The organism is Psychroflexus salarius (assembly GCF_900129035.1).
GTDB classification, from domain to species: Bacteria; Bacteroidota; Bacteroidia; order Flavobacteriales; family Flavobacteriaceae; genus Psychroflexus; species Psychroflexus salarius.
Genome location: NZ_FQTW01000003.1, coordinates 97,072 through 123,210, shown reverse-complemented (window position 1 = coordinate 123,210; position 26,139 = coordinate 97,072). Strand labels below are relative to the sequence as shown.

Below are 26,139 nucleotides of genomic sequence, written 5' to 3'. Positions count from 1 at the left end.
TAAAGTTGATAGTTTATGAAAGTTCCTAATTTCATTTTAGCAGGTTCTCCTAAGTGTGGTTCAACTTCCTTATATTATTATTTGGCAGAGCACCCAGATATATTTATGCCCCAGCAGAAAGAAATACACTATTTAACTTTTGATATACTAAATTCTTTAGATCAAGGACCAAAAGATAAAGTTGTTAATTCGTTTCATATCAGTAATTTTAAGGATTATAAAAATCAATTTACAAAAGCTCGTAATAATCAAGTAATAGGAGAAGTCTCGCCTTCTTACATTAATTATCCAAGTCAAACTATACCAAAGGTTAAACACCATTTGGGAAATCCAAAACTCATTTTTTTAATCAGAGACCCTATACAGAGAGCTTTTTCTAATTATTTACATTTGGTTAGAGAAGAACGTGAAAATTTATCTTTTTATGAAGCACTCCAGGCGGAGCAAAAAAGAATGGAGAACAAATACTCAGATTTTTGGTATTATTCGTTCAATTCATTTTATTATGAGAAAATAAAAGCCTATGATGAGGCATTTGACGATATTTTGATCATAACAACAGAAGAATTAAAAAATAATACTTTACAAACACTTTCTAAAATATTTAAATTTATAGGTGTAAAAGATTTTGAACCTTCAAATTTAGATAAGAACTATAACGCAGGTGGTGTTTACGAAAGTAATTTTATAACACAATTTTTCTTTAGACAGTCAGCATTAAGGAGCTTTATAAAAAGGATTATCCCAATTACTAAAGCTATGAAACACTTTAAACAAAGCTTGATTAATAAATACAGAAAAGAACCACCTGCAATCACTCAAGAAACTGAAAAATACTTAGTAAATAAATTTAAAGAAGATGTATCTAAATTGCAAAAGGAATATGATTTGGATTTAGAGTATTGGAATAAAAGTTTAACCAATGATGATGAATAAACCGAATACTTTTTTAATTGGGGTTCAAAAAGCAGCAACAACTTCTATATATAATTGGTTGTCTCAACATCCTGAAGTTTGTGCACCCATTGCAATGAAAGATATTTCTTTTTTTACAAGACCAATGTTTTATAAAGAAAAGGGAATTGACTATTTACTTAAGCATTATGAAAATTGTCAAGAAGACCAAAAAATTAAGTTGCAAGGCAGTGTCCATTATATATTTTTTGAAGATGCTCTAAAACGAATTAAATTATTTAATCCTGATGCTAAATTTGTTTTAATCTTAAGGCAACCTATGGAAAGAGCTATTTCAAGCTTTTTATATGCTCGAAAATTTAATTATGAAAAATTAAATTTTGAAGATGCTTTAGAAGCTGAAAAAGACAGAATGCTCACAGATGATTTAAAGATTAAATCTGAATGCACCTACATAAATCATGGATTTTATGCATCTCAAATCAATCGATTTTTGAAACACTTTAGTAAAGACCAACTCAAGGTAATTTTATACGATGATCTTAAAACTGAACCAGAAAAAACAATAAAAGGCATCTTTAAATTTTTATCTATAAATTCCAATTTCACTCCTGTGTTTAATAAGCATAATAAAACCGGCAGTGTGAAATCTAAGTTTTTGCAGAGTTTCCTTTTAGGAGAAAATAAAATAAAAAAAACCATCGTCAATAAAATATTGCCATATGTTCTCTCAGAAGAGAAAAAGGCGAAAATAAGATGGAAAATAATACATTTAAACACGTCTAACAAGAAAGAGGATATTGTTATTAATCAAGATGTTGTTGAAAAATATAATGCTTTATTTAAAGATGATATTTTAGAACTTGAAAAACTATTAAATAGAGATCTCTCAAATTGGATAAAAGCACCAAAAATAAATTAAAGCACTATCCTTACAGGTATTTAACACTTACCTTAATTTTAGTTGGCTTGTTTTTTTTACCGTTCAATTCTTATGAAGGTGTTCCCTTTTTGGGTGAATTTGCTCAGGAATCTTGTTTTTTATTTTTTGCATTAGCATTGTTATTTGAAGGCTTCAAAATTATCCTAACTCAAAAAATTAGTATACCCTGGAAGCATCCTATTTTTATTCTTCTATTGGCTGTATTATTTTGGTTTTTGCTTAGTTATTTTTTCAACTTTTTAGACATACAGGATTATTACATAAAAAAAACAACGGGGAATAATAGATTTATTAGGCAGTATGGCGCTTTAATTATTTCTGCATTAATATTATACTTAACCTATTACAATGTATTTAAAAGCTTTTCAATAGACCGACTTTTTATTATAATTCGCAAAGTATTTCTTTACTCTTTTATAGTAGTTTCAATATATACTTTAATTGAGATTAGCATAGTTTATCTAAAATTAAGTTTTCTTGAGCCATTTATAAAATTATTCGACTATTTTCCTTTCACTGAAGTTTGGTTAGATTATAAAAACCAAAGGTTGTCTTCAGTAAGCTATGCACCACCTGTTTTCGGTATATACTTAATGACTATTGCTGGATGGATGTTTAGTTACATTATAACCCATAAAAGCCTCTTCAAGTTTCTTCCAAGTATATTAATTGTTCTATTTGCAATTTTATCAGATTCACGCTCAGTTTTAGTAATGGTTGGTTTTCAGTTACTCATTTTTTCATTGTATTTTATAAAGAAAAGAAAATATCATAAAAACTTAATTAAAGTAGGGTTTCTGGTAACTGTAATTTCAATTCCAATTTTACTTCTTAAAGGTCCTGCCATTGGCGAATTTATTACAGATAAAGTTACTTCTTTTGATTTAGAAGAAAGTAAACACTCCGTATCAAATAAATCTAGATTAGGTATGATATATACATCTGGATTAATTTTTCTTGAAAACCCAATAAAAGGAGTTGGATTTGGAATGCAAGCCTACGCAGCACGACCTTTATATCCAAAATGGGCGACAGAAGATAACTGGGAGTTTGAACAAAAATACTTGAATGATAATTATAAAACATTTCCACCAAACTATAATGTTTATACTAGATTACTTGCTGAAACTGGAATTATAGGCTTTTTTTTGTTTGCGATTTTTGTTTTTATCTTAATTTATGTGAGTTATAAAAAAATAGGTTCAAAAGATAAAAGTTCCATTTACTATATTGTTCTTTTAGTTTCTTTTGTGGGTTATGCTATAAACTGGCTTCAAGTCGATACTTTTAGAGTTTTCGGTTTCTGGATTTGCTTAGCTTTATTTACCATTTTAACCCAAAACAAAATAATATTTGGCAAAAAGCATATCAAAAGTTGTGTAGATTAAGGTTTTAATAAAGCCTTAATTTTATTCGATAAATTTTGTGGAACAGCTAAAAGCATAGTATTTCTAATTAATCCTATTATAGGATAATAGCCAAAGTAAAAGTATTGCTTAATTATTGAAATTCTACTTAAAACCTGTTCTTTTCTTTTTTTACCAGAAATGCCATTTGGATTCATTACACATTCAACTAAAGCCTTTTGAATATTCGCAACTTTGAAATGTTGTATTACATTAAAAAAGAATGCATAATCTTCAGCAGATTTTTTGTTAGTTGGATAAAGACCTGTTGTCTTTAAGATTTCTTTTCTGAAAAAGATACTAGGGTGAATAAACATAGCATTGAAGTACATTTTCTTTTTTATTTCTTTATTTGAAGCAGGTAACTTTAAATTGAAAAGATGCTTATTATTTGTGTCTACAAACCTTACACTAGAACCAATAAAACTTATATCTCTATTTCTTTCTAAAAAGTCATACTGAAGTTTTAATCTATTTTCTAAATTAATGTCGTCACAATCTAAACGAGCTATATATTTTACATTCTTATATTCATTAAGTATATGAGTTAACCCAGTGTTTAAAGCATATTCTATACCTTGATTCTCTTCAAGCATCAGAAAATCTATATGAACTTTGCATTTTTCTTGTATATCTAGCTTATTAATTTTTTTATTGTTGCTACCATCATCAACAACTAAAGCAAAGACTTTATCGTCAAAATTATTAATTGAAAGTAAACTTTTTAGTAATCCATCTGGATTATTGAAATGTGGTACTAAAACTACTATTTCATGCTTTTTATTCATCAATAACTTCTAAAGTATAATGCTTATTTAATTTGACATAAAAGTCAATCGTCTTTATATAAAACATCAAAATACAATTATAAATGATGTAAATTGTAAATTGATGATAATTTTCAACAAATATAGCATTACATATTTTCAAAATAATAATCAAAATGGTAAGATTAATTTTAAAAATTGCATTTTTGAATTTTAAACAAAATTATACCTTCATCAAGCCTTTTAATACTCATGATAAACAGTAAGAATCTTGATAAGCTCTATTCATTATTATGGATGCTTTTTGTATTTGTATTACCATTTTCGAAAGCTTTTCCAAATTTGGTCTTGATTCCTATAGCAATTTTATTCATAGTTTTAAAAAAATACAATAACATAAATTTTACTAAGAAAGACAGTTTTGTTTTTTTTATTTCAGCCGTAGTTTGGATCAGCTTTTCTAGCTTATTGCAAAATGGTATTGAAGAAAGTCTAAAGTTACTGACCAAGTTTTATATGCTTATCGGTATTTTTTTTGTCTCTAGGAGTATAAATCAAGATTCCTTGAAAGTTATATTTGCCTTTATTGCAGGAGTAATAGTAAAGTTTATAATTTCAACATATGGGATTTTCAATTATTTTTTTGAAAATGGTTTTGTGAAATTAGCGATTGGGAAAGACGTAAATTCCATTTTAAATGCTGAAAGGCCTTACTTAGGTTTTACACTTGCATTAAGCGTTCATCTTAGCTTATATCTCATACGTGAATTAAAGCAAAAATGGCTTTACGCTTGGGTAACAATAGCAATTACATATGTATTTTTTATCTCAGCAAGGTTAGCCACTTTATTATGTATTTTACTACTAGTTTATCACTTGTATATTATTTTAAAAAATCAAAGAATCTATCTTTTGTTAAGCGTTTTAGTCTTGTCTTTGGCCGTTATAGTTAGTCTTTTTTTTAATGATAACTTTCAAAAACGAATGCGTATTGATAAAGATTTAAAATCTTCTTTTGCTAAATTTAAAGCTTATGAACCAAGATTTATTATTTGGGAATGTGCAACTGAACTTATCCAACAAATAAACCCATTGATAGGAGTTGGTAATTATCAAAAGCTTAAAGCTCAACAAACTAAATGTTATACGTCTAAGATACCTCATCGACAATCAAGCAAAATTGAATTCTATAAAGAGAAATCATTTAACACTCATAATCAATTTTTAGGTTTTCTATTATTAGGAGGTTGGTTGGCTTGTCTTCTACTTTTAGGATTCTTCTTATCTTCATTGTATAATTCTATTCATTCAGTATATAGCATTATACTTTTATTATTCTTACTATTCTTCATTTTTGAAAACGTGCTATACAGACAATTAGGAGCTCAATTAATGGGGTTTTTTCTGGGCTTTTTGTCTTCAAAATCAAATTTAATTCATGAAAACAAGGAAAATTAAAATAATTCACATTCTTCACTCTGTAGGAGGTGTAGATGTTTCACTTCGCTTAATTTTAAACAACCTAGACTCAGGTAAATTCGAGAGTATTGTTATTCATGGTTACGAGGACACCAAGATAGGTTTTGAAAACAATAAAAATAAACCAATAACCGCTTACCAAACTAGAATAAAGCGAAGTATAAGCCCTATAAATGATGTTAAGTCACTTTCTTTTATTTTAAAAATATTAAAAAAAGAGAAACCCGACTTAATTCATTGCCACAGTGCTAAAGGAGGCATTTTAGGTAAATTAGCTTCATTTTTAACAAAAATACCATGTTATCACACTCCACAAGCTTATTCTTACTTAAGTGCTGAAAGTAAGTTAAAAAGGATTATATTTTTAAACATTGAAAAACTTTTTTCAAATTTTAATAATAGCATTTTAGCATCATCAGTTTCAGAAAGGAATAGAGCGATAAATGAAGTGGGTTATCACCCTAAAAAAGTAAAGGTGTTTTCAAATTCTATTATCCCGATTGAAGAAGTACCAAGCTTAAAAATTCCAAAAACATGGCCGCCTGAGTATATTTGCTCTGTAGGTAGACCTTCTTTTCAGAAAAATATAGAATTGATGGTCAAGGTTATTTCAGAATTAAAGGAAACAAAAAAGAATATTCATCTAGTATTAATGGGAGTTGGTTATCATTCACCCAATCTTGAAAAAGTGAAATTATTAATTGAAAAATATAAGCTTAAAGAGAATATTACTTTACTAGAATGGACAAATAGGAGCGATATATTTAATATTATCTCTAACTCACAACTCTATATATCTACAGCAAGATATGAAGGTTTACCCTATTCTGTAATCGAATGTTTGTCTTTAGGTAAAGCCGCTGTAGTATCAGATGCAGATGGCAATCGAGATTTAATTGAGAATGGTAAAAATGGTTTTGTAATCTCTAATTCTAATCCTTCTCATTTTTCTGAAAAAATAAATATTTTGTTGAACGATGATAGTCTAAGGAGAAAATTTGAAAATCGGTCTAAGGTAAAATTCGAAAATGAATTCGATATGAAAAAAAATATTTTCAAACTTGAAATTTTATATAAAAATAAAGTAAAAGAATAATGAGTGTTAATCTTTAAAATATAAACTCTATCTATCTAATAAATAACGCCAATATTAGCATTCTTTATTTGCAAAAACTTAACAGATAAACTACTTTTGGCTAAACTTTAAATTTACTAACCAGTCCCATAAAATTACAATTCTATGAATATAACAGTAGTAGGAACAGGCTATGTAGGCCTTGTTACAGGAACATGCCTCGCCGAAAATGGTAACAACGTTATTTGCGTCGATATAGACGAAAACAAAGTTAACCGAATGAAAAATGGAGAAGTTCCCATATACGAACCTCATCTTGATGTTTTATTTGAGCGCAATATAGAAGCCGGTCGACTAAATTTCACTACAAACTTAATTCAAGGTCTTGACCATGCTGAAGTTATTTTCCTAGCCTTACCAACCCCAGAAGATGAAGACGGCTCAGCCGACTTAAAATACGTCCTTGGCGTTGCTCAAGAAATTGGCCAACATATTACCGATTATAAAGTAATTGTCGATAAAAGTACCGTTCCTGTTGGAACTGCCGAAAAGGTTGAGGCTACTATTGCCGCAAATACTTCAACTGAGTTTGATGTGGTTTCAAATCCTGAATTTTTACGTGAAGGTTTTGCTGTAGACGATTTCCTTAAACCAGAGCGTATTGTCGTAGGCACAAGTAGTCAACGCGCCGAAGAAATCATGCATCGCTTATACAAACCATTTGTACGCTCAGGAAACCCAATTATTTTCATGGACGAAAAGTCAGCTGAGCTTACCAAGTACGCTGCAAATTCATTTCTCGCCACAAAAATTACCTTCATGAATGAAATTGCCAACTACTGTCAAATTGTAGGCGCTGATGTCGATAAAGTTCGCATCGGTATGGGAACCGACTCCAGAATTGGTAAACGCTTTTTATTTCCAGGTATTGGTTATGGCGGTTCATGTTTTCCTAAAGATGTTAAAGCACTTCATAAATCAGGTCAAGACGTTAACCATAAATTTAAAATTCTCGATGCTGTGGTTGAAGTTAACGAAGCCCAAAAAACTATACTTTTTCCTCAAATCAACAACCATTTTGGTGGAAACTTAAAAGGCAAAACCATTAGTATTTGGGGTTTAGCCTTTAAGCCAGAAACCGATGATATTCGTGAAGCACCATCACTTTATATGATAGAAAAATTACTTGAAGCTGGAGCAAAAATAAAAGCCTTTGACCCAGAAGCGATGGAAAATGTAAAGCAAAAACTTGGTGATAAAATTCAATTTGTAGATAATATGTACGAGGCAACCCAAAATACTGATGCATTGCTTATATGTACAGAATGGAGTATCTTTAGAACACCAAACTTCAGTAAATTGAAAGCGCAAATGAACGATGCTGTTATTTTTGACGGAAGAAACTTATATGATATTGATGAAATGACTGAAGCAGGGTTTAAATATACATCTATCGGCAGAACAGCTGTATAGATTAAAACATCTGTGCTGGGTGATCAGTTTCAGTTGAAGTTTCTCTGATAATATTCATCCTTAGCATAAAAATAAATTTTACATGAAAAGCATACTCATTACCGGCGCTGCAGGATTTTTAGGATCTCATCTTTGCGACAAATTTATAAAAGAAGGTTACCGCGTGATCGGGATGGATAACCTTATTACAGGCGATCTAAAAAATATTGAACATCTGTTTAAACTCGAACAATTCGAGTTTTACAATCACGATGTTTCAAAATTTGTTCATGTAGCTGGTAAGCTAGACTATATTTTGCATTTTGCCTCACCAGCAAGTCCGATAGATTATCTTAAAATTCCTATTCAAACCTTAAAAGTAGGCTCTTTAGGAACACATAACTTGTTAGGTTTAGCGAAAGAAAAAAATGCTAGAATTTTAATCGCATCAACATCTGAAGTTTATGGCGACCCTTTAGTTCATCCACAAACCGAAGATTATTATGGTAATGTAAATACTATAGGTCCACGAGGCGTTTATGACGAAGCTAAGCGTTTTCAAGAATCAATCACTATGGCTTACCACAGATTTCACGGTGTTGAAACTAGAATTGTAAGAATTTTTAATACTTATGGTCCACGTATGCGCTTAAATGATGGTCGCGTAATTCCAGCCTTTATCGGTCAAGCCTTAAGAGGTGAAGATTTAACTGTTTTTGGTGACGGCTCACAAACCCGTTCATTTTGCTATGTCGATGATCAAGTTGATGGTATTTATAAGTTACTACTAAGTGATTATGCAGAGCCTGTTAATATTGGAAATCCTCACGAAATATCAATTTTAGACTTTGCAGAAGAAATTATAAAGCTCACAGGAACAAAACAAAAAATTGTTTTTAAACCACTTCCAAAAGACGACCCAATGCAACGGCAACCCAATATAGAGCGTGCCAAATCGGTTTTAGGCTGGGAGCCAAAAGTCAATCGTGAAGAAGGTATGAGAACAACTTATAATTACTTCAAATCTTTAACGCCCGAAGAGCTACAAAGAAGTGAACACAAAGATTTTTCAGCACACAACAAAAAGTAATGAAACAACGAATAGGCAGATATTCTGGTTATCTTAGGCCAATTTCATATGCGATAGATTTTTTCATCATCGCATTTTTTGCTTATTTCTTACAGCTCAATTTAGCAGATTACGGTCTATTTTTTGCTTATCTTTTTATATGTTGGCTGATTTTTTCCCTTAAAACCAAATTTTACGAGGTCTACAGATTTACAAGGGTAACACGAATACTCAGCTTAATAGCCATTCAAACTATTGTTTTTGCTTTAGTTGTTTTTGCTTTTTACGGCTTTACAGACGCCATAAAAGTACCTAATAATTACTTAATATGGTTTGTTGTTGCAGTGATGTCAAGTATTGGTATCGCTAAGCTATCGGTTTATTATTTATTAAAACGCTATCGAAAAGTATTAGGTGGCAACTTTAGAAATACAATAATTATAGGAAACTCAAAACGTTCGCTTCAACTGTATAGTTTTTTCGAAAACAACCCAGATTATGGCTATAAATGTCAAAAAGTATTTCAAATTAAAGAACCAATTCTCCGTGAAATTTTTAGTTATGTGATCGATCATGATATAGATGAAATTTATGCATCAGTCGGCCAACTAAGTGATGAACAAGTCAATTTACTTATTGATTTTGCCGATAATAATCTGAAGGTGCTTAAGTTTATTCCAGACAATAAAGATGTTTATTCTAAACAAATTCAGTATGATTACTATGGTGTTTTACCAATTATATCATTGCGTAAAATTCCACTAGACGATAATGTTAACAGAATCATTAAAAGGACTTTCGATTTTGTTTTTGCTACTGTAGTTTTAGTTGGTTTATTGTCATGGTTAACACCTTTACTAGCGATTATTATCAAAATAGAATCTAAAGGTCCAGTATTTTTTAAGCAAAAACGTAACGGCCGAAATAACAAAGAATTTTATTGTTTTAAATACAGGTCGATGAAGCCCAATCCTGAGGCCGATATTCACCAAGTTAGAAAAAACGATAGACGTATAACAGCTATTGGTCGATTTATGCGTAAAACTAGTATAGACGAGCTACCACAATTTTATAATGTATTATTAGGCGATATGAGCGTTGTAGGACCTCGACCACACATGGTTAGCCATACCAACATGTATGCTGAAAGTATCGATAAGTTTATGGTAAGGCATTTTGTAAAACCAGGCATTACAGGTTTAGCACAAGTGAATGGTTATAGAGGCGAAGTTGAAACAGAACAAGATATTATTAATCGGGTTAAGTATGATATTTTCTATCTTGAAAATTGGTCGGTTTTAATGGATTCAAAAGTAATTATTCAAACACTTGTTAACGCCATTAAGGGTGATAAAAAGGCTTACTAATACCAAATATCCTTTGAAATGAGATAAAAAGAAATTGAATTATAATTGTCTAAATCAAGGCAAAAAAATTAATCCCGTCCCGACGTTTCGGGATCGGGATTAGCTAAGTTTCATTTTTTTAAAGAAGAGAAAGGCAATTAGAAACTATTTATTAGTCTTATTTTATGGGAGATTTGGTATAATTTAAACAGCTTTGCTCAAAAGCTTTAAACTGCGTTTCTAAATTAAAGGCTTGTTTTGAAATCGCTAAAACTTCAGCTTTTGTTGGCAGATTGATTTCTTGTTGTACGATTTGTTCAATATTTCGCTCTAAGCTTTTATAATTTACTTCACGTTGTGCTATTCCCAAACCCAATTGTTCCACAACATCAGCACCTTCACCATCAGAAAAGAATAGAATAGGTAAGCCTAGCTTACTATATTCAAATATTTTTGATGGAACCGAGCCGTAAATTCGATTTTTAAGTGGAATTATAGTTACATCATACGGCATTAAGGTTTTATGTAGCTCGTTTCTTGATAAACTCCCATGATAAAAAATGCGCTTATTATCCTTAGCCAATGCTTTAACTTCATTAGCTTTTGGGCCGTCACCATAAATATGAAAGCTTGAATTTTCTGGAAAATTGACTTGCTTACAAATTTCTTCAATACCTTGAGCAATGCCTATTAAACCAGCATAGACAAACTTAATTTCATCTTGAGGTACTTCAACTGATGATTTTGGTAAATTAAATTGTGGAAAGTTTCGATATAAAAATAAGGGTTTTGTTGAGGTTTTAATATTTTTTTTAATGTGGGTTAAAATTTCTTCAGATTGACCAATAATCCGGTCTGAATGCTTGTAAATAAAACCTTCAATATACTCTAAAATGCGATAATACAGACCTTTAGATAAAATACCCATTTCAAGTCCAGCAAGTGGCCACAAGTCAGATACATTTAAAATAAGTGTTTTACCTCTTAATCTACCAGCAAGAACAGCAAAAAAACCAACAAATAAAGGCGAACATTGAATGATTTGTCTTTGAGGTGTTTTAGTTACCAATAAATAAAAAAACAAGCTAATGGCGTAGCTAAGGATAGAAAATAAACGAATAAATTTGTTATTAGATTTGCTGGCGAAAATAAAAAGACGCGTGACAGGAATTTGCTTAAATACTTCGTTTACCTTGAATTTGTTGCGATAAGCTTCAAGTACCTTTCCATAAGGATAATTAGGTAAAGGCGATATAACCTTCACTTTATATTTATGATGCTTTAGTTGTTCTGAAAGCGCGAAAATACGGTTTGAAGCAGCACCTGTTTCTGGTGGATAATAACTTGTAATAATTAAAATATCGTCTTTAGACTTCATATAACTTCAGCAATTCATCTACAATTCTTTCTGAAGTTTTTCCATCCCATAAATCTGGCGCTTCAGCTTGTTTCCACTGTCCAGCATTTAAACGTTCAAAAGCTTTCTCAATTTTAGAAATGTCTGAACCTACTAATTCATTAGAGCCAATTTCACAAGTTTCAGGCCTTTCGGTAGAATCTCTAAAGGTTATGCATGGTACATTCATCATGGTTGTTTCTTCAGTAATTCCGCCTGAATCGGTGAGTACAGCAAAAGCATTTTTAATTAAATAAATAAAATTTAAATAACCTTGTGGCTCTACATAATGAAGCTGATCATAGTTGAGATTAAGATTTTGAAGTAGTTTTTTGGTTCTAGGGTGAACTGGGAAAATAATTGGTTTTCCTTCAGATTTTTCGACGATGGTTGAAATTAAGTCGGTTAATTGTTGTTCTTCGTCAACATTAGATGGACGATGAAGTGTCATGACATAATAGGACTTACTTTCTAAGCCGAGTTCATTCCAAAAATCAGGTTGCTTAAGACGCTTCATGTTTTTGAATAAGGTATCAATCATGACATTACCTACTAAAAATAGCTGTTCTTTGGTTTTACCAGAAGTTAGCAAATTTTCATTGGCTAATTTGGTTGTGGTAAAGAAGTAATCTGTAATGCTGTCGGTAACCATGCGGTTAATCTCTTCCGGCATTTTTAAATCGCCCGAACGTATGCCAGCTTCGACATGGGCAACATCAACATGCAATTTTTTAGCTACAATTGCGCAAGCCATGGTTGAGGTTACATCACCTACAACAAGAACTAAATCAGCAGGATTTGATAACAATTCTGTTTCAAATTTTGTCATTATTTGAGCCGTCTGTTCAGCTTGAGAACCGCTTTTAACTTCTAAATTTACATCTGGATGCGGAATATTAAGCTCTTCAAAAAAGGTGTCGCTCAAGTTTTTATCGTAGTGTTGTCCTGTATGCACTAATCTATAATCAATAGCTTTACCCTTAGATTTGGCGTTGTTAATGGCTGCAATGATGGGTGCAATTTTCATGAAGTTAGGTCTTGCACCTGCAATAATTGTAATTTTAAGCATGTTGGTTAAGTTTAGATATAAATTGTTTTAGCTTTCCGCTTTTAGAGCGCTCTAAGGTCGTGAATTTTTTAAAACTAACCTTTAAATTAGGTTCTAAATAAGTTTCAATAGCTTTGGTAATTTTACTTTTTTGACGATCAGTTAATTCATTTTCAGAAACATATTCAATTTTAAATTCGGCTTCAGTTTCTTGAATAACTTTAATTTCTTTTACATCGCCAGAGTCTTCGATAACCGATTTGGTAACATAATAAAAACTTAGGGCTGGAATACGTTTTCCGCTAGGTAAAATAGCAAACTGATTTGTGCGTCCTGTTAACTTTTTCAAAATTTGATGTTCAGCTGTACTCTTTTTACTAATAACACCAACATCCCCAATTTTATAACGGATAAAAGGATGCGCTTTATTATACAAGCTTGTTACCACTAGATGGCCTTCTTCACCATTTGGCAGCACCTTATGGTGATCATCTACAACTTCAACCAACAGGGTTTTGTTGTTAATTTGCCATTCACCTTCAGTATTTTCAAAAGCAATTACATCGAGTTCGCTTGCGCCATATTCATTTATAATTGTTACACCCAAAACGTCTTCTAATAATTTTCGGTCAGAGTCAAATAACATTTCACTCGTCGTGATGCAAGCTTTTAAACTAGGGCAAACCGCTTTTAAACTAATTTGTTTTGATTGTAAAAATTTGGCAAACATAACAATAGAGCTTGTGTAACCATTAATTAACTCAAATGGTTTTCGTTTAAATTCCTTTAAAAAATCTTCAAGCTTATCATCAGATAAATCAAAAATATCAAAGCGAAATCGATGTGCAAAGACATCTTTAAGGCGTTCTTTTTTGTTACTTATAAAATCTTTTGGAATACCATAAAATCTGGCTTCATAAGATTGACTCATGTCAATGTCATGCTGTTGATACAAACTAATAATATGTGCCCATGTTAAGGCGTGTGCTGCTTTATCTTTTGCAAAAATAAAAGGGTGACCGCTTGAACCTGAGGTTTTATTAACATAAACCGATTTAGCCGAAAAATCTTTACTTAATCGTTGCTCAAGACTAACTTGTAAGTCTTGCTTTGTCATGATAGGAATATCTTCCCAACAAGAAATGGGTTGATTATTTAGTAACTGACGGTAGTGAGAATTATGAGATTTATGATAATTAAAAATACTCCATTTTGAAGTTTCTGTATAGTCTTGAGCATTAGATTTTAAAGCTATTTTAATTTGCTCAAGCTTTGTTTTGGCCGCTGAAATAGGAAAACCTTGCCAACTTAAAACGCGTTCAAACCGATTCACGTATTTTCTTAAAATTGATTAGGGTAGCAATTTACAAACAATTATTTTTGATGCCATAACCTTAAGTCGTTTAATCATGAATATCTTAGTTTTAGGAAGTGGTGGTCGCGAGCATACAATAGCACATCAATTACATTTAAGTCCGCAATCTAACCAGATTTTTGTTGCGCCTGGTAATGCAGGTACGCAGCAAATTGCCACTAATGTGGAAGTTGATTTGAGTAATTTTGAGGCGATTGCCGATATCATTAAACGCAACAATATAAAAATGCTTGTTGTTGGTCCTGAAGCGCCATTAGTTGATGGTATTACTGATTATTTTAATGCCAAACCTAACTATAAAGACTTAATGATTATTGGTCCTTCAAAAAAAGGTGCTGAACTTGAAGGTAGTAAAAAGCGCGCTAAAGAATTCATGAAATCTCATGGTATTCCAACGGCAGCCTACCAAAGCTTTACACCAGAAACATTAGCGCAAGGCTTTGCATTTTTAGAATCTTTAAAACCACCTTATGTATTAAAAGCTGATGGATTAGCTGGCGGTAAAGGCGTTTTAATTCTTAATAATCTTGAAGAAGCCAAGCAAGAACTTTCAAACATGCTTACCAACCAAAAATTTGGCTCTGCTTCGCAACAAGTCGTTATTGAAGAATTTCTTGACGGTATCGAACTTAGTGTTTTTGTGCTTACCGATGGGAAAGATTATGCCATTTTACCTAATGCGAAAGATTACAAACGTATAGGTGAAGGTGACACAGGTTTGAATACTGGTGGAATGGGAGCTGTTTCTCCAGTTCCGTTTGCTGATGAAGTATTCATGAAAAAAGTTGAAGACAAAATTATAAAACCAACGATTAATGGTTTAGCAAAAGAGGAAATTGATTATAAAGGCTTTGTGTTTATAGGTTTGATGAAGGTTGAAGATGAACCTTATGTAATTGAATACAACGTAAGAATGGGTGACCCAGAAACTGAAGTTGTGTTACCACGTATAAAAACAGATTTAGTTGATGCATTAACTAAAACTGCCACTTCACAAATCAATTCACTTCATTTAAATATTGATGAGCAAAGTGCTACAACTGTGATGTTAGTTTCAGGAGGTTATCCTGAAGCTTACAATAAAGGCGAAGAAATTTTGGGATTAGAAACAATCAACGATCAAGATGTTTTTATTTGTCATGCAGGTACAACACAAAAAAACGGCAAAACATTAACCAATGGAGGTCGTGTAATTGCCGTTACTGCGTTTGATTTAAATTTTAAAAATGCGTTGAATAAAGCTTACAACAGCATTGATAAAATTTCATTTAAAAATAAATATTATCGAACTGATATAGGAAAAGACTTAGCTTAAGTCAGCATCTTTACCTAAAAATGAATGTGCTTTTGGATCGCGATTTTCTTCATTATTATCGTTAAAGGTTTTAAGTTGCTTCATCCAGTAAACAAAAGCTACAAATACAATTAACATGAATAACCAATTTAAACCGTTAGCAGCCCACCAAGATGAATCTTGTAATGTGCGTAATGCATCTAAAGGTAGAAATAAAACATCTTCAAATAATGATTGTATAGCTAACATTAAATCTTTCATGACTAAATAAATTAAATTACACTGCAAAAGTAATAAATTGAAGCATGCTAACAAGATTTTTTTCACAATCAAAACCTATTCAACTTGTTTTTCTTTTAGCTTACTTAGGTTTAAGTTATGGTATGTATGCTGTTTTTCACCTTTCAGAACTTACTTTCTTAAATAGTTTTTTAGGCGGAATTGCCATTTTAAGTTGTGCGTTTTTAATCGATTTTATTGTAAAGAAAAATAAATTTCAAGATCAACATTCATACAGTCTATTAATGTTTTGTGTGCTTTGCAATGTAAATCAAGTGATTTTTAAATCACCTATTGAAATATTAGGTTTACTTTTTATTCTTTTAGCTTTAAGACGTTTATTAAGTTTAAAATCTCAAATTGATATTTCTAAAAAACTTTTTGATGCTGGTTTTTGGGTTTTTTGGGCTGTATTGTGCAATCCAACCCATTGGTTACTATTACTCTTAATTTTGGTTGCGGCTGTTTTTTATGCAGGACATCATTTTAAATATTTTTTACTTGGTTTTTTAGGCTTTGCATGTGGCTTAATTCTTCATTTAGCAACCGCTTTAGTTTTTGAAGATACTGCGCCAAATTACTTGAACCTTTTACCAAACTTCGATTTTAAAATTGATTTGAGACATGATTTGCCGCAACTTATAAATCTTTATGTGCTTATTGTTTTAGGTATAGTTCTAGTTATTTTTATGTCGCCTATTTATAGACCTTTAAAGCTTAATCAACAACGCAATTTGAGTTTACTGCTTATTTCACTTATTCTTTACACTATTTACAGTTTGTTTAGTGCTAATTTTAAGCCGATTAATTTTATGTTTATAAGTTTAGGCTTAGCTTTTTTAACAGGCAATATTCTTCAAATTAAAGGCTTAAAGCTTATTTACAAAGAATTGTTTTTATGGTTGATGATTGGTTTGGGCATTTTTCAATTTAGTCTAGTTTAGACATCCGTTTTATTTCACCGCCTAATTTTGTTTTTTGGTTAATTTTTGAAGGCTTACCATAAATATAAATCGTTCCACCAGCGGTAACAGCAGCTCGAATACTTTTGGTAGCATTTGCACGAATGCTACCACCATAACTTACTTTTACATCAGCATTACTGCTAATTAAATGCTTAGTGTTTGCAATTCCACCAGTTTTAACGGTACAATAATAGTGCTTGGTTTCACCGCTTAATTGAACAGTAGCACCTGTTACACTTTTAACCCTTAAGTCTTTAACATCTAATTCTGCGCTGAGAAAGCTAGCTTCAGAAAGATCAATCTCTAGATGCTTCTGGGTTAGTTTTCGGTAACTTCAACCTCAGCACCATTGTTTAAGGTTAGTGCCATAAATGAGTTAACATATAACTTCACTTTGGTATCGCTTTCTGAAAAAAGCTCATCTAAAGGTAAACTTAGCTTTAATTCACCTTGCTTTACATTCCACTTTAAATCTTCACTACCGTAACCTTCAACTATAACTTTAGTTTCTTTGGCGCCAGGAATGATTTCAGCATTAATTTTATTGGTAATTTTAATACGATTAAAATCTTCTTCAATTTTATAGGTTTTGGTTTGAGCTACGCCAGTTAATGTAAACAGAATCAACATGGCTGTACTTATTTTAAAAATCATATTTTTACTTTTTTGGTAAAAGTAATTTGTTTTTTGCAGTGACATATTCAATTTGCTGTTAAAAAAGCTTTAGTATATTTGGCGTTTTAAGTCTTTATGAAAATACCACCAGGTCAACAGGTTTATTTTGCTTCAGATCAGCATTTAGGAGCGCCGACTTCAGCTGAAAGTTTGAAGCGTGAAAAAATTTTTGTTGAATTTTTAGATGAAATTAAAACAGATGCTGCGGCTATTTTTTTACTTGGAGACCTTTTCGATTTTTGGTTTGAGTATAAACAAGTTGTGCCTAAAGGTTTTGTGAGAGTTTTAGGAAAATTATCTGAAATTGCAGACTGTGGTATTCCTATTTATTTTTTTGTTGGTAATCACGACTTATGGATGGACGCTTATTTTGAAGATGAATTAGGTATTCATACGTTTCATAAACCGCAAGTTTTTGAACTAAACAACACTAAATTTTTAATTGGTCATGGCGATGGTCTTGGTCCAGGTGACAAAGGCTACAAGCGTATGAAAAAAGTCTTTACCAACCCTTTTTCTAAATTTCTATTCCGCTGGCTACATCCCGATTTAGGCGTGAGATTAGCTAAACACTTATCGGTTAAAAATAAATTAATTTCGGGCGATGAAGATGCTAAGTTTTTAGGTGAAGAAAATGAATGGCTTGCACAATATGCTAAACGTAAACTTGAATCTGAGCATTATGATTACTTTGTGTTTGGTCACCGGCATTTACCGATGGAAATTCAACTCAATGAAAAGTCAACTTATTTAAATTTAGGCGATTGGATTTCGCATTTTACCTATGCTAAGTTTGATGGCCACCAATTAAATTTAAAGAATTGGCAAAAAAAAACCTGAGTTAAAAACTCAGGCTGATATTAAAAATGAAAAGTTGTTATTTTAATGATTTTTCGTCATTACCATTAGCTTTACCTTCGCCATCTTCATCTTTAGAAGCGTCTTTAAATTCCTTAATTCCACTACCTAAACCACGCATTAATTCTGGTATTTTACGGCCTCCAAATAGCAATAAAATCACAACTGCTATCAAAACGATTTGAGGCCAACCTATCATTCCGTAAATTACTTGTAACATATAATTAGCTTAAAATTGCATTGCAAAATTAGCAATAAAAAAACAAAACAAAGGTTTAGAGTATAAAAACAATCAGAAATTAACTTTATTATATCTTTGTAAGATTGACAAGTGTTACATGACCAAGCCTAAAAAAGACAAAAAGAAACTTTCTGAAAAGCTGCTTCACAAGTATCGGCTTGTTATTTTAAATGAAGACACCTTTGAAGAGCGCGTTGCCTTTAAATTATCTCGCTTAAACGTCATTAGCTTAAGCGTTATTTTTAGTATTTTATTAATTGTGGGCACAAGCGTTTTAATAGCTTTTACACCTATTAAAGAATACATTCCAGGCTATTCATCTTCAGCTTTAAAGCAAAAGGCTACAAGACTAAGTTTAAAGGTAGATTCGCTTGAAAACCAAGTTGCCATCAATAACCACTATTACCAATCTATTAGAGCTATTTTATCTGGTAAAATTCCCGTTGAAGAATTTAATGAAGATAGTACTTATAAAACTCAAATCTCTAACATAAATACTGAAGAATTACAGCCAACACCAGCTGAAAATGACTTGCGGGAAAAGGTTGAAAATAATGATAAATTTAATTTATTAGAGCAAGCCGTTCAAAAGACTAACTTATCCTTATTTCCGCCGGTAACAGGCCGTATAAGTGAAACTTATAATGCAAAAATCAAGCATTATGCCGTTGATATAGTCACCGTAAAAGACAAGCCAGTAAAAACAGTCGCCGACGGTACAGTTATTTTTTCTGAGTGGACTGCTTCAACCGGTTATGTGATTATAATTGAGCATAGTTTTGGATTAATTTCAGTTTATAAGCACAATGCCGAATTGCTCAAAACCCAAGGCGATTTAGTAAAAAGTGGTGAAGTAATCGCCATTACAGGAAACACTGGTGAGCTCTCAACTGGGCCACATCTTCATTTTGAGCTTTGGGTTGACGGTTACCCAGTTAATCCGCAAGATTATATAACGTTTGAAGAATAATCTATGTCTATAAAATCAATTGCAGCTAAATTATTTGCCAAACATATTACCAAGAAAATGGCAAATTGGTCTTCAAAACCCGTTGAAACACAACAGCGCGTTTTTGAAACTTTAATCGCTTCGGCTAGTGAAACTCAATTTGGAAAAGACCATCATTTTGAAACGATTTCTACTCCAGAAGCTTTTAGAAAAAACGTACCGATTCGTGATTATGAAGCTTTAAAACCTTATATAGATCAAGTGGTTGAAGGTGTACCAAATATTTTATGGCCAGGAAAGCCACTATATTTTGCCAAAACTTCTGGTACTACAAGTGGCGCCAAATACATTCCTTTAACCAAAGCGTCTATGCCAACACATATCAATGCGGCACGGAATGCCATTTTATGCTATATTGCAGAAACGGGTCGCTCAAAATTTGTAGATGGCAAAATGATTTTTTTACAAGGCAACCCTAAACTCGAAGAAAAAAATGGTATAAAATTGGGACGTTTATCTGGAATTGTAGCCCATTTTGTACCTAATTACCTCCAAAAAAACAGATTACCAAGCTGGGAAACCAATTGCATAGATGATTGGGAAACTAAACTCAATGCCGTTGTAAATGAAACTATTTCAGAAGATATGACGGTTTTTAGCGGTATTCCATCTTGGGTACAAACCTATTTTGAAAAACTTGTAGAAATCTCAGGGCAACCTATCGGTAAACTTTATAAAAATCTTGAACTTTTTATTTATGGCGGTGTTAATTACGAACCTTACCGCTCAAAATTCGAACAGTTAATCGGTCGTAAAATAGCTAGCATAGAACTGTATCCGGCTTCTGAAGGTTTTTTTGCATTTCAAGATTCACAAACAGAAAAAGGAATGTTACTTCAATTGAATTCGGGTATATTTTATGAATTTATTAAAGTAGAAGAATTTTATGATGAAAACCCTCAAGTTTACACAATAGCTACGGTTGAAGTCAACGTTAATTACGTTATGATTATTTCAACCAATGCAGGATTATGGCGCTATAATTTAGGCGATACGGTTATGTTCGTTAACAAAAATCCGTATCGGCTAGTAGTTTCAGGTCGTATAAAACACTTTACATCAGCCTTTGGTGAACATGTCATAGCAAAAGAGGTAGAAGAATCACTTCAAATCGCCTCGGAGCAATTTCCGATTGAAATTTCAGAATTTACAGTTGCTCCGCAAATCAATCCGAAAGAAGGTTTACCTTACCACGAATGGTTTATTGAATTTAATAACAAACCTAAAGACTTGAGCCAATTAGCTAAAGCAATAGACCAAGCATTACAACAGCAAAACTCGTATTATAAAGATTTACGATCAGGACAAATGCTACAATGCCTAAAAATAACAAGCTTACCTAAGCATAGTTTTGCCAAACATATGGAAAGTATTGGCAAATTAGGCGGTCAAAATAAAGTCCCGCGATTATCTAACGACCGTAAAATTGCCGAAAGCTTAGAACAATTTAAGTGATAATGTTTACTTTTACACCATAAAATAAACCATGACACAATTAAAACATACGGGCAGAAATAGAGCTCAAGAAAGCACAAATGCCATAGAACGCATGTATATAACCATGCGTCACTTATTTATTCGTGGGTTTTATAAACCAATGGGTGTTTCAGGCGAAACTTTACGCGAGGCCTTATTGACTTTACGACCAGAAATTTATGGCACGATAGCTGAAGACAAAATTGAGTTAAATGGTTTACATTATGTGATAGAACGTTTGCCAGAAGGTATTGAAGCCTGTCGCTTTATTAACTTAACCAGTGATGAAGGTTATAATAATTCACATTTTACGCCCATAATTCCTCCTAAGCGTCGTCGTAATTGCTATCGGATTGATGAAGAGCAAATGAACATCGAAATTACAAGAGGTCGCTCTGAAATCTATGATATTCTAACGCATTTAACCTTCCTATTTATTGAGTCTCACAAAATCATGAAAGCCATCGTTATTGATAAAGACGAAAATTTATCCCGCGATTGGTTAAAACTTGAGTCAGCTGTAAAAAAATCAGGTAAGTTAAGCCAAAAAGAAAAAGAAATAGCCATTACACATTTGGCTAATATCATTGGCCGTACTTTTGAAGAAGTCCTTTCTGTATATTCAAAATTTGCCACTAAAAATAACGAGAATAAATTTTTACACCTCATATACAATCTTGGCCAATTAGCCTTGGAAGAATTTCTACATCATAAAAAGCGCACAATTACCTTTAGTCCAGTTGTTAGAGAACGTTTAGGTCATCATATTCATGGTGAAATTTGGGCTAATAATATCAAACAGCAACTTTTAGAAAAAAAACTATTTGATAGACCTTTACATATAATTAGTGCTAATATGCATAGTGTTATGAATACACTTTATGCACCAATTGCTTTACAAAAATTATGTAAAGACAAAACTCGATTTCAAGTATATGAAGCTTTGAGTGATACTAAAAACTCATCATTAAGAGAAAAAGTAACAAAAGAAGCTTTCTCTCGCGGAATGTTTCAAATTAAAGACACAAGTGGAACAAATATCGATGTTCAAGTATTTGATACAGCCCAGTTGAAGCATCCAGAACAAGATTTCAAGTTAGAAGACCCAAAAAATGCACCGGTTATTATTGTGATGGATTACGCTTTTGGAGAACAGGCTTATGAAACTATGGATGAGCTTTTAAAACCATTTAAAAGTAATGATTCAGCTCCAAGACATATGAACGTAGAGTCCATTTCAATTATGGGTAAAGCAGGAATCTTAGAAGGCGGAAAAGGCGATTTAATGATTCCAACAGCTCATTTATTTGAAGGGACGGCAGACAATTATCCGTTTAAAAATGAGTTATCATTAAACGATTTTCAGGATAGTAGTTTAAAAGCCTTTGAAGGCGCAATGGTTACAGTACTTGGCACATCACTTCAAAATAGAGATTTGTTAAGTTTTTTTCACGATTCAACTTGGCGCGTAATTGGTTTAGAAATGGAAGGTGCCCATTATCAAAAAGCGATCCAAGCTGCAGCGCGATTACGCGATAATATTACACCAGAAGTAAAATTACGCTATGCTTATTATGCCAGTGATAATCCTTTAGAGACAGGAAGTACTCTAGCCTCAGGCGGTTTAGGTACTACCGGAGTTAAACCAACTTATTTAATTACAGAAAAAATTCTTTACCAAATATTCAGAGATGCAAGAGAAAACTAACAACGACGAAATAGATTTATTTGAGTTTTTTAAACTTATAAAAAAAGGTTTCAATAAGCTCGGCTTATTAATACTTAAATTATTTGTATTTGTAAAGCGTAATGCGATTTTGTTTATAGCTTTAATTGTTGTTGGTGGTGGCTTAGGCTATTATTTAGACAAAGAAAACAGTGCCAATTTAAAATCTACCATAACACTTCAGGCTATTTATAATTCTAAAGATTTTCTCTATGAAAGTATCGAGGAGTTAAATTGGGATATTTTAAACAGACCTGAAGTTGCTAGTAAAAAATTAAATCTAGATATGGATTTAATTAAAAATATTAGTTTCGAGTTAAAGCCAATTACTAATATTAAGTCAATCACTGAAGAAGAAAGTGTCTACCTAGAATATTTAAGTGAACAAGACGCCATCAATAAAGAAGAAATTAATAAAGCGATTGTATCTAATACCATTCTTCATAGCTTAATTATTTATCATAATGAAGGCATTAACATTAATGAGCTTTACCAGCAAATTGAAAAAAAATACTTAGTTAATACCAAATTAAAGCAAATCCATCAAATTGCGATAAGCAACAAAAAGAATAGTATTGAAGCCTACGAGACAAACATTCGTCAAATTGATACAATTTTAGGTAATTATAGCAAAAAGCTTCTCAATAATAGTCAAGCAACGTCGTTTTATAATTCTGAAAACAACTTAAATGTTGCTGCACTATTAGAAGAAAAAAAGCAACTTTTAGACGGAATTAATAATTTAAAACTTGATATAGAAAGAGAAGAAGGTTACATTATACCTCTTAACGATGCCAAAACAAGTCAAATAGATAAAAGCCCAACAGACCATAAAAAAATACTCTTACCGCTTCTGTTGATTGTCTTATTTTTTGGCCTTAAGTTATTAATTTTCTTAAATAAAAAAGCTAACCAATTACAAGCCAACTCCGATGACTAATATTTTAATCACTGGTGGTGCTGGTTTTATTGCCAGTAACTTTATCAATCATTTTGTTCCAGAACAAAAATTTCACTTTGTAAATTTAGATAAGTTAACCTATGCTGGCGATTTAAATAATATAGAGGTCGCAGATTATAATAATTACAGTTTTGTAAAAGGTGATATTTGTGATGAAAAATTAGTCAAAGAATTATTCGATAAATATCAATTTCAGTATGTATTTCATTTTGCTGCTGAATCACATGTAGATAATTCAATTACAAATCCAGCCGCTTTTATTGATACTAATATTCGTGGTACCTTCAACTTATTACATGAAGCTTATAAACTTTGGATGTCAGGTCCAAATCAACTCAAACAAGCGTTTAATTCAGCCCGTTTTCTTCATGTTTCAACCGATGAGGTTTATGGAACTTTAGGAGAAACAGGTTTGTTTACAGAAAAAACTGCTTATGCCCCAAACTCGCCTTATAGTGCTTCAAAAGCCTCTTCAGATTTTATTGTGAGAAGTTATTTTCATACTTATAACTTACCAGTAGTAACTACCAATTGTTCAAATAATTATGGGCCGCATCAGCATGATGAAAAATTAATTCCAACCATTATTAGAAAAGCTATTAACGGTGCTGAAATTCCTATTTATGGCGATGGTAAAAATATTAGAGATTGGCTGTATGTTAAAGATCATTGTAAAGGAATTATGCTAGCAATAGAAAGTGGTAACTTAGGCGAAACCTATAATATTGGCGGTCGTAATGAACGTGATAACCTTTATATTGCAAAGAAAATTTGCGATATCCTTGATGAGGTTTATCCTAAAAAAGACCAAACCTCTTACAATACTCAAATTACTTTCGTCAAAGATCGTCCAGGTCATGATTTTAGATATGCTATTGATGCCACAAAAATAGAAAATGAATTAGGCTGGGAGGCTGACGAAAATTTTGAATCTGGTATTAAAAAAACTATTGACTGGTATTTACAAAAGTACACACAAGAATGACCATTGAAGCTACACCGCTAAATAATAGTTACATTATAAAACCGAATGTATTTAAAGACCATCGCGGCAGTTTTATAGAAACTTATAAGGCAGGTATGCTTGAGCAAGCTATCGGTTACAAAATTAATTTTGTACAAGATAACCAATCAATTTCTAAATATGGCGCTATACGTGGTTTTCACTTCCAAACTGGCGAGTTTGCCCAAGCTAAATTAGTACGTGTGGTTAAAGGTGAAGTTTTAGATGTGATTATCGATTTACGTCCAGAATCTTCAACCTTTAAGCAGAGTTTTTGCTATAAGTTAAATGAGGATAATAATCATCAATTATTTATACCACGTGGTTTTGCTCACGGATTTTCAACCCTTTCAGAAGAAGCGATTTTCGCCTATAAATGTGACAACTTTTACAATAAAGCATCAGAACAAGGTATTGCTTTTAATGATGAAACTTTAAATATTGATTGGGGCATAGCTAAAAACCATCAAGTTGTATCAGATAAAGATTTAACCAACCCTAGTTTAAACCAATACTTAAGTCATTTAAAATGAGTGTTTTAGTAACAGGTGCTAACGGTCAACTAGGTTTGTGTTTGCAGGCGATTTCTGCTAACTTTAAATCAATTGTGAAATTTAAGACTTCTTCAGAATTAGATGTGACTAATATTGAGGCGCTTACTGAATATTTTAAAACTGAACAGCCCAAATACTGTATTAATTGCGCAGCTTACACTAATGTTGAAGCCGCAGAAGAAGAGACTAAAAAAGCTAATGAGGTTAACTACTTAGCGGTTAGAAATTTAGCACAACTCTGTAAACAATATAATTGCGTATTAATTCATATTTCAACCGATTATGTGTTTAACGGCCAAAAACAAACACCGTATTTAGAAACCGATACTACGCAACCTATTAACGTTTATGGCTTATCAAAACTTAACGGAGAAAAAGCCATACAAACCAGCGGTTGCCACCATTTTATTATCAGAACTTCTTGGCTTTACTCACAATACAATAAGAACTTTTTCAACTTTGTAAAATCTCAAATTGAAGCCAAAACTGAAGAAATTACCATCACCACAGAGCAAATTGGCACACCAACTAATGCTAATGATTTAGCTGAATTTATTTGCTATTTAGTAAATTCAGAATCAAAAAAATGTGGTTTGTACCATTTCAGTAACGAAGGCGAATTAACTTGGTATGATTTCAGCTTGAAAATCAAACAACTTTACAATTCAGTTATAACAATAACACCAGTAGAAACTTTTAAAACCAAAGCAAAACGGCCTCCATATTCTGTTTTAAGTAAAGATAAGTTGAAGCAAAACTTTAGAGGCTTTTATTTAAAAAAATGGGATGAAACTTTAGCCGACCTCATCAAAAAGATCGGCTAAAAA

The 26,139-nt window shown here is 31.9% G+C and carries 24 protein-coding genes and 1 pseudogene; 18 read left to right on the top strand and 7 right to left on the bottom strand.

Annotated features, from left to right (window positions below; translation table 11 throughout):
- Nucleotides 1-15: 15 nt before the first annotated feature.
- From BUB82_RS05255 to BUB82_RS05245, 3 genes are read left to right on the top strand one after another with little or no spacing between them, the layout of a single operon-like run.
- Nucleotides 16-936 (top strand): sulfotransferase family protein, encoded by a 921-nt coding sequence (locus BUB82_RS05255; RefSeq protein ID WP_073192558.1) that lies wholly within the window; start codon nt 16-18, stop codon nt 934-936.
- On the top strand, nt 929-1,837 hold the full coding sequence (locus BUB82_RS05250; RefSeq protein WP_159432025.1) for a sulfotransferase family protein: 909 nt from the start codon (nt 929-931) through the stop codon (nt 1,835-1,837). Before BUB82_RS05255 ends, BUB82_RS05250 begins: the two co-directional genes overlap by 8 nt.
- Nucleotides 1,810-3,246, top strand: coding sequence for an O-antigen ligase family protein (locus tag BUB82_RS05245; protein ID WP_073192556.1), 1,437 nt, complete (start codon nt 1,810-1,812; stop codon nt 3,244-3,246). The genes BUB82_RS05250 and BUB82_RS05245 overlap by 28 nt, the downstream gene beginning before the upstream one ends.
- On the opposite strand, the gene BUB82_RS05240 is transcribed toward BUB82_RS05245, so the two are convergent.
- Nucleotides 3,243-4,052, bottom strand: coding sequence for a glycosyltransferase (locus BUB82_RS05240; protein ID WP_073192555.1), 810 nt, complete (start codon nt 4,050-4,052; stop codon nt 3,243-3,245). The two genes, BUB82_RS05245 and BUB82_RS05240, sit on opposite strands and share 4 nt — an antisense overlap.
- 231 nt (nt 4,053-4,283) lie before the next feature.
- On the opposite strand from BUB82_RS05240, the gene BUB82_RS05235 reads away from it, so the two are divergent.
- The 5 genes from BUB82_RS05235 (at nt 4,284) to BUB82_RS05215 (ending at nt 10,473) form a co-directional block, all read left to right on the top strand.
- The gene (locus tag BUB82_RS05235) at nt 4,284-5,489 is read left to right on the top strand and encodes an O-antigen ligase family protein (protein WP_073192554.1); all 1,206 of its coding nucleotides are present in this window, start codon (nt 4,284-4,286) and stop codon (nt 5,487-5,489) included.
- Nucleotides 5,470-6,606: a glycosyltransferase gene (locus BUB82_RS05230; protein ID WP_073192553.1), complete on the top strand. Its 1,137-nt coding sequence runs from the start codon at nt 5,470-5,472 to the stop codon at nt 6,604-6,606. The genes BUB82_RS05235 and BUB82_RS05230 overlap by 20 nt, the downstream gene beginning before the upstream one ends.
- 144 nt (nt 6,607-6,750) lie before the next feature.
- Nucleotides 6,751-8,058: a UDP-glucose dehydrogenase family protein gene (locus BUB82_RS05225; protein WP_073192552.1), complete on the top strand. Its 1,308-nt coding sequence runs from the start codon at nt 6,751-6,753 to the stop codon at nt 8,056-8,058.
- Between the two features lie 82 nt (nt 8,059-8,140).
- The gene (locus BUB82_RS05220; protein ID WP_073192551.1) at nt 8,141-9,127 is read left to right on the top strand and encodes a UDP-glucuronic acid decarboxylase family protein; all 987 of its coding nucleotides are present in this window, start codon (nt 8,141-8,143) and stop codon (nt 9,125-9,127) included.
- Nucleotides 9,127-10,473 (top strand): exopolysaccharide biosynthesis polyprenyl glycosylphosphotransferase, encoded by a 1,347-nt coding sequence (locus BUB82_RS05215; protein ID WP_073192550.1) that lies wholly within the window; start codon nt 9,127-9,129, stop codon nt 10,471-10,473. The genes BUB82_RS05220 and BUB82_RS05215 overlap by 1 nt, the downstream gene beginning before the upstream one ends.
- 157 nt (nt 10,474-10,630) lie before the next feature.
- On the opposite strand, the gene BUB82_RS05210 is transcribed toward BUB82_RS05215, so the two are convergent.
- From BUB82_RS05210 to BUB82_RS05200, 3 genes are read right to left on the bottom strand one after another with little or no spacing between them, the layout of a single operon-like run.
- Complete coding sequence (locus tag BUB82_RS05210) at nt 10,631-11,830, bottom strand: glycosyltransferase family 4 protein (RefSeq protein ID WP_073192549.1); 1,200 nt, start codon at nt 11,828-11,830, stop codon at nt 10,631-10,633.
- Nucleotides 11,820-12,917: a non-hydrolyzing UDP-N-acetylglucosamine 2-epimerase gene (gene wecB, locus BUB82_RS05205; RefSeq protein ID WP_073192548.1), complete on the bottom strand. Its 1,098-nt coding sequence runs from the start codon at nt 12,915-12,917 to the stop codon at nt 11,820-11,822. The genes BUB82_RS05210 and wecB overlap by 11 nt, the downstream gene beginning before the upstream one ends.
- Nucleotides 12,910-14,229: a phenylacetate--CoA ligase family protein gene (locus tag BUB82_RS05200; RefSeq protein WP_073192547.1), complete on the bottom strand. Its 1,320-nt coding sequence runs from the start codon at nt 14,227-14,229 to the stop codon at nt 12,910-12,912. Before BUB82_RS05200 ends, wecB begins: the two co-directional genes overlap by 8 nt.
- Nucleotides 14,230-14,305: 76 nt before the next feature.
- Between BUB82_RS05200 and purD the strand changes: the two genes are divergently transcribed.
- On the top strand, nt 14,306-15,586 hold the full coding sequence (gene purD, locus BUB82_RS05195) for a phosphoribosylamine--glycine ligase (protein ID WP_073192546.1): 1,281 nt from the start codon (nt 14,306-14,308) through the stop codon (nt 15,584-15,586).
- On the opposite strand, the gene BUB82_RS05190 is transcribed toward purD, so the two are convergent.
- Nucleotides 15,578-15,826 carry a DUF6341 family protein gene (locus BUB82_RS05190; RefSeq protein WP_073192545.1) on the bottom strand — a complete coding sequence of 83 codons (249 nt, stop codon included), beginning with the start codon at nt 15,824-15,826 and terminating at the stop codon, nt 15,578-15,580. The two genes, purD and BUB82_RS05190, sit on opposite strands and share 9 nt — an antisense overlap.
- A gap of 44 nt (nt 15,827-15,870) precedes the next feature.
- Here BUB82_RS05190 and BUB82_RS05185 point away from each other — a divergent pair, with 44 nt between their 5' ends.
- The gene (locus BUB82_RS05185) at nt 15,871-16,788 is read left to right on the top strand and encodes a DUF6427 family protein (protein WP_073192544.1); all 918 of its coding nucleotides are present in this window, start codon (nt 15,871-15,873) and stop codon (nt 16,786-16,788) included.
- Here the strand turns inward: BUB82_RS05185 and BUB82_RS11940 are convergent.
- Nucleotides 16,775-17,439: pseudogene (locus BUB82_RS11940) on the bottom strand (head GIN domain-containing protein). The gene BUB82_RS05185 and the pseudogene BUB82_RS11940 sit on opposite strands and share 14 nt — an antisense overlap.
- Nucleotides 17,440-17,559: 120 nt before the next feature.
- Between BUB82_RS11940 and BUB82_RS05170 the strand changes: the two are divergent.
- Nucleotides 17,560-18,324 carry a UDP-2,3-diacylglucosamine diphosphatase gene (locus tag BUB82_RS05170; protein WP_073192542.1) on the top strand — a complete coding sequence of 255 codons (765 nt, stop codon included), beginning with the start codon at nt 17,560-17,562 and terminating at the stop codon, nt 18,322-18,324.
- 37 nt (nt 18,325-18,361) lie between these two features.
- Here BUB82_RS05170 and BUB82_RS05165 read toward each other — a convergent pair whose 3' ends face one another.
- The gene (locus BUB82_RS05165; protein WP_073192541.1) at nt 18,362-18,562 is read right to left on the bottom strand and encodes a Sec-independent protein translocase subunit TatA/TatB; all 201 of its coding nucleotides are present in this window, start codon (nt 18,560-18,562) and stop codon (nt 18,362-18,364) included.
- Between the two features lie 118 nt (nt 18,563-18,680).
- On the opposite strand from BUB82_RS05165, the gene BUB82_RS05160 reads away from it, so the two are divergent.
- Genes BUB82_RS05160 through rfbD form a run of 7 tightly spaced genes read left to right on the top strand, consistent with a single transcriptional unit; the run spans nt 18,681 to nt 26,136 of the window.
- The gene (locus BUB82_RS05160; protein WP_073192540.1) at nt 18,681-19,553 is read left to right on the top strand and encodes a M23 family metallopeptidase; all 873 of its coding nucleotides are present in this window, start codon (nt 18,681-18,683) and stop codon (nt 19,551-19,553) included.
- A gap of 3 nt (nt 19,554-19,556) precedes the next feature.
- On the top strand, nt 19,557-21,047 hold the full coding sequence (locus BUB82_RS05155) for a GH3 auxin-responsive promoter family protein (protein ID WP_073192539.1): 1,491 nt from the start codon (nt 19,557-19,559) through the stop codon (nt 21,045-21,047).
- A gap of 31 nt (nt 21,048-21,078) precedes the next feature.
- Nucleotides 21,079-22,776 (top strand): DUF6909 family protein, encoded by a 1,698-nt coding sequence (locus BUB82_RS05150; protein ID WP_073192538.1) that lies wholly within the window; start codon nt 21,079-21,081, stop codon nt 22,774-22,776.
- A complete protein-coding gene (locus BUB82_RS05145) occupies nt 22,760-23,734 on the top strand; it encodes a hypothetical protein (protein ID WP_073192537.1) in 975 nt (324 codons plus the stop codon). Before BUB82_RS05150 ends, BUB82_RS05145 begins: the two co-directional genes overlap by 17 nt.
- Nucleotides 23,727-24,740, top strand: coding sequence for a dTDP-glucose 4,6-dehydratase (gene rfbB, locus BUB82_RS05140; RefSeq protein ID WP_073192536.1), 1,014 nt, complete (start codon nt 23,727-23,729; stop codon nt 24,738-24,740). Before BUB82_RS05145 ends, rfbB begins: the two co-directional genes overlap by 8 nt.
- Complete coding sequence (gene rfbC / locus BUB82_RS05135; protein ID WP_073192535.1) at nt 24,737-25,291, top strand: dTDP-4-dehydrorhamnose 3,5-epimerase; 555 nt, start codon at nt 24,737-24,739, stop codon at nt 25,289-25,291. Before rfbB ends, rfbC begins: the two co-directional genes overlap by 4 nt.
- The gene (gene rfbD / locus BUB82_RS05130; RefSeq protein WP_073192534.1) at nt 25,288-26,136 is read left to right on the top strand and encodes a dTDP-4-dehydrorhamnose reductase; all 849 of its coding nucleotides are present in this window, start codon (nt 25,288-25,290) and stop codon (nt 26,134-26,136) included. Before rfbC ends, rfbD begins: the two co-directional genes overlap by 4 nt.
- Nucleotides 26,137-26,139: the final 3 nt, after the last annotated feature.

Bases quoted from the DNA above. Each gene is read 5' to 3' on its own strand.
- BUB82_RS05255 (WP_073192558.1), top strand. From the start codon at position 16: ATGAAAGTTCCTAATTTCATTTTAGCAGGTTCTCCTAAGTGTGGTTCA.
- BUB82_RS05250 (WP_159432025.1), top strand. From the start codon at position 929: ATGAATAAACCGAATACTTTTTTAATTGGGGTTCAAAAAGCAGCAACA.
- BUB82_RS05240 (WP_073192555.1), bottom strand. From the start codon at position 4,052: ATGAATAAAAAGCATGAAATAGTAGTTTTAGTACCACATTTCAATAAT.
- BUB82_RS05235 (WP_073192554.1), top strand. From the start codon at position 4,284: ATGATAAACAGTAAGAATCTTGATAAGCTCTATTCATTATTATGGATG.
- BUB82_RS05230 (WP_073192553.1), top strand. From the start codon at position 5,470: ATGAAAACAAGGAAAATTAAAATAATTCACATTCTTCACTCTGTAGGA.
- BUB82_RS05225 (WP_073192552.1), top strand. From the start codon at position 6,751: ATGAATATAACAGTAGTAGGAACAGGCTATGTAGGCCTTGTTACAGGA.
- BUB82_RS05220 (WP_073192551.1), top strand. From the start codon at position 8,141: ATGAAAAGCATACTCATTACCGGCGCTGCAGGATTTTTAGGATCTCAT.
- BUB82_RS05215 (WP_073192550.1), top strand. From the start codon at position 9,127: ATGAAACAACGAATAGGCAGATATTCTGGTTATCTTAGGCCAATTTCA.
- BUB82_RS05210 (WP_073192549.1), bottom strand. From the start codon at position 11,830: ATGAAGTCTAAAGACGATATTTTAATTATTACAAGTTATTATCCACCA.
- wecB (WP_073192548.1), bottom strand. From the start codon at position 12,917: ATGCTTAAAATTACAATTATTGCAGGTGCAAGACCTAACTTCATGAAA.
- purD (WP_073192546.1), top strand. From the start codon at position 14,306: ATGAATATCTTAGTTTTAGGAAGTGGTGGTCGCGAGCATACAATAGCA.
- BUB82_RS05190 (WP_073192545.1), bottom strand. From the start codon at position 15,826: ATGAAAGATTTAATGTTAGCTATACAATCATTATTTGAAGATGTTTTA.
- BUB82_RS05185 (WP_073192544.1), top strand. From the start codon at position 15,871: ATGCTAACAAGATTTTTTTCACAATCAAAACCTATTCAACTTGTTTTT.
- BUB82_RS05170 (WP_073192542.1), top strand. From the start codon at position 17,560: ATGAAAATACCACCAGGTCAACAGGTTTATTTTGCTTCAGATCAGCAT.
- BUB82_RS05165 (WP_073192541.1), bottom strand. From the start codon at position 18,562: ATGTTACAAGTAATTTACGGAATGATAGGTTGGCCTCAAATCGTTTTG.
- BUB82_RS05160 (WP_073192540.1), top strand. From the start codon at position 18,681: ATGACCAAGCCTAAAAAAGACAAAAAGAAACTTTCTGAAAAGCTGCTT.
- BUB82_RS05155 (WP_073192539.1), top strand. From the start codon at position 19,557: ATGTCTATAAAATCAATTGCAGCTAAATTATTTGCCAAACATATTACC.
- BUB82_RS05150 (WP_073192538.1), top strand. From the start codon at position 21,079: ATGACACAATTAAAACATACGGGCAGAAATAGAGCTCAAGAAAGCACA.
- BUB82_RS05145 (WP_073192537.1), top strand. From the start codon at position 22,760: ATGCAAGAGAAAACTAACAACGACGAAATAGATTTATTTGAGTTTTTT.
- rfbB (WP_073192536.1), top strand. From the start codon at position 23,727: ATGACTAATATTTTAATCACTGGTGGTGCTGGTTTTATTGCCAGTAAC.
- rfbC (WP_073192535.1), top strand. From the start codon at position 24,737: ATGACCATTGAAGCTACACCGCTAAATAATAGTTACATTATAAAACCG.
- rfbD (WP_073192534.1), top strand. From the start codon at position 25,288: ATGAGTGTTTTAGTAACAGGTGCTAACGGTCAACTAGGTTTGTGTTTG.